Below are 305 nucleotides of genomic sequence, written 5' to 3' on the forward strand. Positions count from 1 at the left end.
GAGAAATCCAAATAGTTGAGGAAGTTGTTAGGCTCGTAGCCTTTTTCGTCAAACTCGTTTTGCTCTAGTGAGTTGATCTTAGAGGTGTAAGACATACCTTCCGCGACACCCAATCTCCAATCAAATGGCCAAGGTATGGTGTAGTAGGCCTTGATCGCTAGAATGTATTCTTGGCTTGAGGCCTGATCATCATTACTCCAGTGCCAACCAAAGCCAGGGGTTAAGTAGATATCCAGTGGTAATCCAAACAGGCTATCGGTCAAAGGATGACCGTAAAATACCGTGGTAATTTGGCTGTTGTACGG

General features: G+C 44.9%; 1 pseudogene. It reads right to left on the minus strand.

Annotated elements, in window-relative coordinates:
* Positions 1-305: pseudogene (locus AB4585_RS29670) on the minus strand (MipA/OmpV family protein); the annotation flags it as partial.

Source organism: Vibrio sp. 10N.222.49.C9 (assembly GCF_041474985.1).
Classification (GTDB): Bacteria; Pseudomonadota; Gammaproteobacteria; order Enterobacterales; family Vibrionaceae; genus Vibrio; species Vibrio crassostreae_C.